Here is a 6,785-nt window from a genome sequence, read left to right as displayed (position 1 = left end):
CGCTTCCCTTCGATCTTGCGTTTCCGACTCTATCAGATCCTTGCGGCTCCGATTTTCGCCGGTGCGTTTCGGCCTTTCGGCTTCTTCGCGTTTCCGACTCTAGCAGATCCGGTTTCGCTTCGATTCCGGTTCCGGTTTCCGTCGGAGGTTCGCTTCGGAGCGGCTTTTTCGGCTGCCCTTTCGGCGTGGTTACTACTTTAGCGGCTTTCCCTTGCGGCTCATAATCGAGCCGGCGGATCGAATTTCGGCAACGCCGAATAAGACCCGTCAGGGAGTCGTTGAGAGTAGTTGGTTGCGCCGTCTGGCGGTCTGCGCAGATAGCGCTGCCCGTCTCCAACGGCTCGGGCTACGTTAGGCGGTTGACCGTGGAGAGTCAAGTTGCGCCGGCGGTGCGGCGACGGGGGACGTGCCGGCGGTACGGACTGACCGTCGGATCGTCGGCGATCCAGTAGCGCCAGGGGTGGTCGGCTCCGTCTCCGCCGACGCCGGTGCGCGGGCCGTTGCGTACCCGCGCGGGGGCGGGCGGCCGGCCGTGCAGCAGGGTGAGGGGCGCTTGGCCGCCGGCGCACAGGTCCACGCCGTCGAGGGCGCGGTCGATGTCCAGGGCGGTGGCCAGGCGGGCCGGGCCCTTTGCCAGCTCGTTGGCGCTGCGGGCCTTGGGGCGCCGGGCCGCGGCGAGCGGAGCGCCGGTGAGGATCTCGCCGGCGCGCAGGAGGACGCCGCTCGCCTGGCCCTCGGGGCCGCAGACCGCGTTCAGGCTGAACCACATGCCGTAGATGAAGTAGACGTACGCGTGGCCGGGCGGGCCGAACATGGTGGCGTTTCGGGCGGTGCGGCCGCGGTAGGCGTGGGAGCCGGGGTCGGACTCGCCGTCGTACGCCTCGACCTCGGTCAGCCGGAGTTCGATCGGGCCGTCGGGGGTGTGGCGGACGAGGGTGCGGCCCAGGAGGTCGGGGGCCACCTCCACGACGGGGCGGTCGAAGAAGTCGCGGTGGAGCGGCATTCGTTCCGGTACGTCGGTCATGCGGCCCGAGGGTAGTGGAGCGGTGGTGGGTGCCGGCTGGCCAGCGGGGCGTCGGGGTTGGGAGGGTGGGGCCGTGGAACCGGCCTTCGCGGTTTCGCGTTCGTAGGAAGCGATGCGCAGGAACCGAGCCGAGATCTCGGCGCGCGACAACACAGCACAGGCGTTCCGCCTGGGGAGGACGAGCATGGGATTCAAGAAGCTGCTGGCGAGCCTGGGTGCCGGGGGCGCGTCGGTGGAGACGGTGCTCTTCGAGGAGAACGTGGTCCCGGGCGGGGTGGTGCAGGGCGAGGTGCGGATCCAGGGCGGGTCCGTCGCCCAGGAGATCCAGGGGCTGTCGGTCGGGCTGCAGGCCCGGGTCGAGGTCGAGAGCGGCGAGGAGGAGTACAAGCGGAACATCCAGTTCACCAAGGTGCAGCTGGGCGGGGCGTTCGAGGTGCAGCCGGGGGCGGCGCACACGGTGCCGTTCGGGCTGGAGATTCCGTGGGAGACGCCGATCACCACGTTCCTCGGGACGCATCTGCACGGGATGAGCGTCGGGGTGACCACGGAGCTGGCGATCGCCCGCGCGGTGGACTCCGGCGACCTCGACCCGGTGAACGTCCACCCGCTGCCGGCGCAGCAGGCCATTCTCGACGCGTTCGGGCGGCTCGGGTTCCGCTTCAAGGCCGCTGACCTGGAGCAGGGGCACATCCGGGGGACGCGGCAGAAGCTGCCCTTCTACCAGGAGATCGAGTTCCACGCCCCGCAGCAGTACCGGGGGCTGAACCAGGTCGAGCTGTCCTTCGTGGCGGACGACCGGGAGATGGACGTCATCCTGGAGATGGACAAGAAGCCGGGCCTGTTCAGCGAGGGGTCGGACACCTACCGGTCGTTCACGGTCGGGCTCAACGACTTCGAGGGGACCGACTGGGCGGCGTACCTCAACCAGTGGCTGGCGGAGGTCGGTGGCAAGCGGAACTGGCTCTAACCTGGCCGGACAAGGTGTCAGCAAGCGACCAGGAGGTTCGCGTGTCCGAGCTGAAGCGGCGGCCGCTCCCGCACGATTTCCATCCGCCGGTGCCGGAGTTCACGGTACTGAGCGATGAGGTGGAGCCGGGCGGGACGCTGCGGCCGGAGCAGGTCTTCGCCGAGGGGAACCGTTCGCCGCACCTGCGGTGGGAGGGAGCTCCCGCGGGGACGAAGAGCTACGCCGTGACCTGCTACGACCCGGACGCGCCGACGGGCAGCGGCTTTTGGCACTGGACGCTGTTCGACCTCCCGGCGTCGGTGACCGAGCTGCCGGCCGGTGCCGGGTCTGGGGAGATGAAGGGGCTGCCCGAGGGCGCCGTCCATGTCCGCAACGACTACGGCACGCGGGACTTCGGGGGCGCGGCGCCGCCGCCCGGGGACGGGCCGCACCGGTATGTGTTCACCGTGTACGCGGTGGACCAGGAGAAGCTGGGGCCGGACGCGGAGGCCTCGCCCGCGGTGGTGGGGTTCAATCTGCGGTTCCACGCCATCGGCCGGGCCCAGCTGATCGCCGAGTACGAGGTCCCGGCGGGCTGAGCCCCGTAATTCCGTTGCGCCCCGGCGCTTCCGGCACGCAGAGTGGTACTGCGCCGCCGCCCCGTAACAGGGGCGTCGGGCAGCTGGTACCGCAGTGGCGGGAGCGGCGGGGCGCAGGTGTGTCGCCAGAGTCGCTTGCCGGAGCCCGTCTGTGTGTCGGGCGTCCGCGCCGGCTGCCGTTCGCTCCGGGTCCCGCGTGTCTCACGGGGGTGGGACCCGGAGCGATGCCGTTTCCCGGTGTGCGGGGTGCCGCCGGACCACTTCTTCTTCATCTTCTGATCTCGCTCCATTTCCCTTGTGGCATGCGGAAATTGCGTTGTTCGGGGAATACCTGCCGCTGCACAGTGGAGCAACTTCGCCACGGGGGCGGAGCGGGTCCGGGAGGTGGACGGGATGCGCGAGACGCTGGTGCTGAATGCGAGCTTCGAGCCGCTGGCGACGGTGTCGCTGCGGCGCGCGGTGGTGCTGGTCATGCAGGACAAGGCCGTCGTCGAGCATGCGCACCCGGGGCTGCGGATCCGGGCCGCCTCGGTGGACGTGCCGGTGCCGCAGGTGATCAGACTGAGCAGATACGTACGGGTGCCGTTCCGAAAACGGGCGCCGTGGTCGCGGCGGGGTGTGCTGGTGCGTGACCAGCACCGGTGCGCGTACTGCGGGCGCCGGGCGACCACGGTGGACCATGTGGTGCCGCGTTCGCACGGCGGTGGGGACACCTGGCTGAATACCGTCGCCTCGTGCGCGGAGGACAACCACCGCAAGGCGGACCGTACGCCGGAGCAGGCGGGGATGCAGCTGCTGCGGCGGCCGTTCGAGCCGACGCCGGCGGATGCGCTGCTGTCGACGCTGGGGGTGTCCGTACGCGAGGCGCTGCCGGAGTGGCTGGCCCTGCCGGCGTAGCACCGTCCGACCGCTGAGCCGTCGCCCGACTCCCGCTATTTGAGGAGGAGTTGGACGATGGCCAGCAGGCCGACGACGACGATCACGGCGCGCAGGGCGGTGGGCGGCAGCCGGCGGCCGATCTTCGCGCCGAGCAGGCCGCCGAGGGTGGAGCCGAGGGCGATCAGGCCCACGGCGGCCCAGTCGAAGGTGGCGACGAAGAGGAAGAAGACCGCCGCGATGCCGTTGACCATCGCGGCGAGGACGTTCTTTATCGCGTTGAGGCGCTGCAGGTCCTCGTCGAGCAGCAGGCCCATCAAGGCCATGTAGATCACGCCCTGGGCGGCGCCGAAGTAGCCGCCGTAGGCGCTGGCGAGCAGCAGCCCGAGGACCAGCAGGGGGCCGCCGTCGGGGTGTGCGGTGGTGCCGCTGCGCTCGCGGCGGGCACGGAGGCGGGCGGAGAGCGCGGGCTGTGCGACGACGAGGACGAGTGCGACCGCGATCAACACCGGGACGACTATGGCGAACGCCTCCGGCGGCAGCGCCAGCAGCAGGATCGCGCCGCCCAGGCCGCCGAGGAGGGCGGTGGTCCCCAGGCGCAGCAGGCGGCGGCGCTGGCCGGCGAGTTCACGGCGGTAGCCGAAGGCGCCGCTGAGCGAACCGGACACCAGCCCCAGGGTGTTGGAGACGTTGGCGGTGACCGGCGGCAGCCCGAAGGCGAGCAGCACCGGGAAGGTGATGAGGGTCCCGGACCCGACGATGGTGTTGATCGTGCCGGCGCCGACCCCCGCGGCGAGGACGGCTACGGCTTCCCAGATGGTCACGCTGGCTCCCCCGAGCATGATCGGTACGGTCTCGCCCGATCATGCCCCAGGGGCGCGCGGTGGTCAGTCGATCGGCGGATTTTCGTGCTTCGGCGTGCTGGGCTTGGGGATGGAGCCGCCGCCGGTCGGCGGGGTGAAGTTGCCGATGGCGCCGCCGAGGCCCTTGAGGGCGTCGCCGATCTCGCTCGGCACGATCCAGAGCTTGTTCGCGTCGCCTTCGGCGATCTTCGGGAGCATCTGGAGGTACTGGTAGGACAGCAGCTTCTGGTCCGGGTCGCCGGCGTGGATGGACTCGAAGACCACCCGGATCGCCTGGGCCTCGCCCTCGGCGCGCAGTGCGGCGGCCTTGGCCTCACCCTCGGCGCGCAGGATGGAGGACTGCTTCTCGCCCTCGGCGGTCAGGATCTGGGACTGGCGGACACCTTCGGCCTGGAGGATGGCGGCGCGCTTGTCGCGGTCGGCGCGCATCTGCTTCTCCATCGAGTCCTGGATGGAGGTCGGCGGCTCGATGGCCTTGAGCTCGACGCGGTTGACGCGGATGCCCCACTTGCCGGTGGCCTCGTCCAGGACGCCGCGCAGCGCCGCGTTGATCTCCTCGCGGGAGGTCAGGGTCCGCTCCAGGTCCATGCCGCCGATGATGTTCCTCAGGGTGGTGACCGTGAGCTGCTCGATGGCCTGGATGTAGCTGGCGACCTCGTACGTCGCCGCGCGCGCGTCCGTCACCTGGTAGTAGATGACGGTGTCGATGTTCACGACCAGGTTGTCCTGGGTGATCACCGGCTGCGGCGGGAACGGCACGACCTGCTCGCGGAGGTCGATGCGGTTGCGGATGGAGTCGATGAACGGGACGACGATGTTCAGGCCCGCGTTCAGGGTTCTCGTATAGCGGCCGAACCGCTCCACGATGGCGGCGCTGGCCTGTGGGATGACCTGGATCGTTTTGATGAGTGCGATGAACACGAGCACCACCAGGATGATCAGGACGATGATGATCGGTTCCACAGCGGCTCCCGTGCCCTTCGTTGCTGGTCCGTGCCGGCCGGTGTGACCGGCTTGCCGTTGATCAGTCTTTCAGAGACATGGCTCGTGGCGCAGCGTGTTCAGGTCAGATGACGACGGCGGTGGCACCGTCGATCTCGACGACGTCGACCTGTTGGCCGGGTTCGTAGACCCGCTCGGTGTCCAGGGCGCGGGCGGACCAGATCTCGCCGGCGAGTTTGATGCGGCCGCCCTCGCCGCCGTCGACCCGCTCCAGGACCGTGGCGGTCCTGCCCTTGAGCGCGTCGACTCCGGAGGCGAGTTGGGGGCCCTGGCCGCGGTGGCGGTTGGCGATCGGCCGTACGACGGCGATCAGCGCCACCGACACGGCGGCGAACACGAGGAATTGGAGGACGGTGCCGCCACCGACCGCTGCGGTGACGGCACCGGCGACGGCGCCGACCGCGAGCATCCCGAATTCGGGCATCGCGGTCACGACGAGAGGAATACCCAGCCCTACGGCGGCGATCAGCCACCACACCCATGGATCCACGGCTTCATGGTAGGTCCGTGCGGCGGACCGGGACAGGGCGCGATCGGTCGGCGACCGGGACCGGCGCCGCGTCAGGGGCTCCTACGGGGTGGGCGGCCGGGCGACGGGCGGGGCTCAGGTCAGCGGCAGTCCCTGCGCGGTCCAGCGGTCGTTGCCGTTGCGCTCGACGATCAGCGGCAGGCCGAAGCAGTGGGAGAGGTTGCTGGAGGTCAGTTCGAGGTCGAGCGGGCCGGCGGCGAGCACCTTGCCCTGACGGATCATCAGGACGTGGGTGAAGCCGGGGGCGATCTCCTCGACGTGGTGGGTGACCATGATCATCGAGGGCGCGTACGGGTCGCGGGCCAGGCGGCCGAGGCGACGCACCAGGTCCTCGCGGCCACCGAGGTCGAGACCGGCGGCCGGCTCGTCCAGCAGAAGCAGCTCGGGGTCGGTCATCATCGCGCGGGCGATCAGGGTCCGCTTGCGCTCCCCCTCGGAGAGGGTGCCGAACTTGCGGTCGAGGTAGGCGGTCATGCCCAGGCGGTCGAGGAAGGCGCGGGCACGCTGCTCGTCGACGTCCTCGTAGTCCTCCTGCCAGCTCGCGGTCATGCCGTACGCGGCGGTGAGGACGGTCTGCAGGACGGTCTGGCTGCGCGGCAGCTTGTCGGCGAGCGCGATGCCGGCGACGCCGATGCGCGGGCGCAGGTCGAAGACGTCGACCTTGCCGAGCTGCTCTCCGAGGATGGAGGCGGTGCCCTTGGTCGGGAAGAGGTAGCTGGAGGCGACATTCAGCAGGGTGGTCTTGCCGGCGCCGTTGGGGCCGAGGATCACCCAGCGCTCCCCCTCCTTCACCGACCAGGAGACCTGGTCCACCAGAGCCCGTCCTTCGCGGACCACGGATACGTCCACCAGCTCCAGCACATCGCTCATGAGCGCGTTGTCTCCCATTGCTTCTCGGTCGTCGCGTACACCTGTAGGCGCAGCCCCCTGCAAACCTACGCCACTC

8 protein-coding genes are annotated in these 6,785 nt (G+C 70.0%); 3 read left to right on the top strand and 5 right to left on the bottom strand.

Annotated elements, in window-relative coordinates; genetic code table 11:
- Window positions 1–373 precede the first annotated feature (373 nt).
- Entirely contained in the window at window positions 374–1,024 is a 651-nt protein-coding gene (locus ACFWZH_RS36620) for a DNA-3-methyladenine glycosylase (RefSeq protein ID WP_384441806.1), read from the bottom strand.
- 184 nt (window positions 1,025–1,208) lie between these two features.
- Between ACFWZH_RS36620 and ACFWZH_RS36615 the strand changes: the two genes are divergently transcribed.
- The 3 genes from ACFWZH_RS36615 to ACFWZH_RS36605 all read left to right on the top strand — a co-directional run bounded on the left by ACFWZH_RS36615 (window position 1,209) and on the right by ACFWZH_RS36605 (window position 3,466).
- Window positions 1,209–1,991, top strand: coding sequence for a sporulation protein (locus ACFWZH_RS36615; RefSeq protein ID WP_384441803.1), 783 nt, complete (start codon window positions 1,209–1,211; stop codon window positions 1,989–1,991).
- Between the two features lie 41 nt (window positions 1,992–2,032).
- Complete coding sequence (locus tag ACFWZH_RS36610; RefSeq protein WP_384441800.1) at window positions 2,033–2,569, top strand: YbhB/YbcL family Raf kinase inhibitor-like protein; 537 nt, start codon at window positions 2,033–2,035, stop codon at window positions 2,567–2,569.
- Between the two features lie 393 nt (window positions 2,570–2,962).
- Window positions 2,963–3,466, top strand: a complete 504-nt coding sequence (locus ACFWZH_RS36605) for an HNH endonuclease (RefSeq protein ID WP_384441797.1) — start codon at window positions 2,963–2,965, stop codon at window positions 3,464–3,466.
- Between the two features lie 35 nt (window positions 3,467–3,501).
- On the opposite strand, the gene ACFWZH_RS36600 is transcribed toward ACFWZH_RS36605, so the two are convergent.
- From ACFWZH_RS36600 to ACFWZH_RS36585, 4 genes are all read right to left on the bottom strand, one after another.
- Window positions 3,502–4,269 carry a sulfite exporter TauE/SafE family protein gene (locus ACFWZH_RS36600; RefSeq protein ID WP_384441794.1) on the bottom strand — a complete coding sequence of 256 codons (768 nt, stop codon included), beginning with the start codon at window positions 4,267–4,269 and terminating at the stop codon, window positions 3,502–3,504.
- A gap of 63 nt (window positions 4,270–4,332) precedes the next feature.
- Entirely contained in the window at window positions 4,333–5,271 is a 939-nt protein-coding gene (locus ACFWZH_RS36595) for an SPFH domain-containing protein (protein WP_384441791.1), read from the bottom strand.
- A gap of 103 nt (window positions 5,272–5,374) precedes the next feature.
- Window positions 5,375–5,788: an NfeD family protein gene (locus ACFWZH_RS36590; RefSeq protein ID WP_384441809.1), complete on the bottom strand. Its 414-nt coding sequence runs from the start codon at window positions 5,786–5,788 to the stop codon at window positions 5,375–5,377.
- Window positions 5,789–5,914: 126 nt separating this feature from the next.
- Complete coding sequence (locus ACFWZH_RS36585) at window positions 5,915–6,727, bottom strand: ABC transporter ATP-binding protein (protein ID WP_384441788.1); 813 nt, start codon at window positions 6,725–6,727, stop codon at window positions 5,915–5,917.
- Between the last annotated feature and the right edge of the window lie 58 nt (window positions 6,728–6,785).

This window comes from Streptomyces sp. NPDC059008 (assembly GCF_042749045.1).
Classification (GTDB): domain Bacteria; phylum Actinomycetota; class Actinomycetes; order Streptomycetales; family Streptomycetaceae; genus Streptomyces.
The sequence above is the reverse complement of the archived record's forward strand: the minus strand, read 5'-3'. Positions and strand labels throughout refer to the sequence as shown.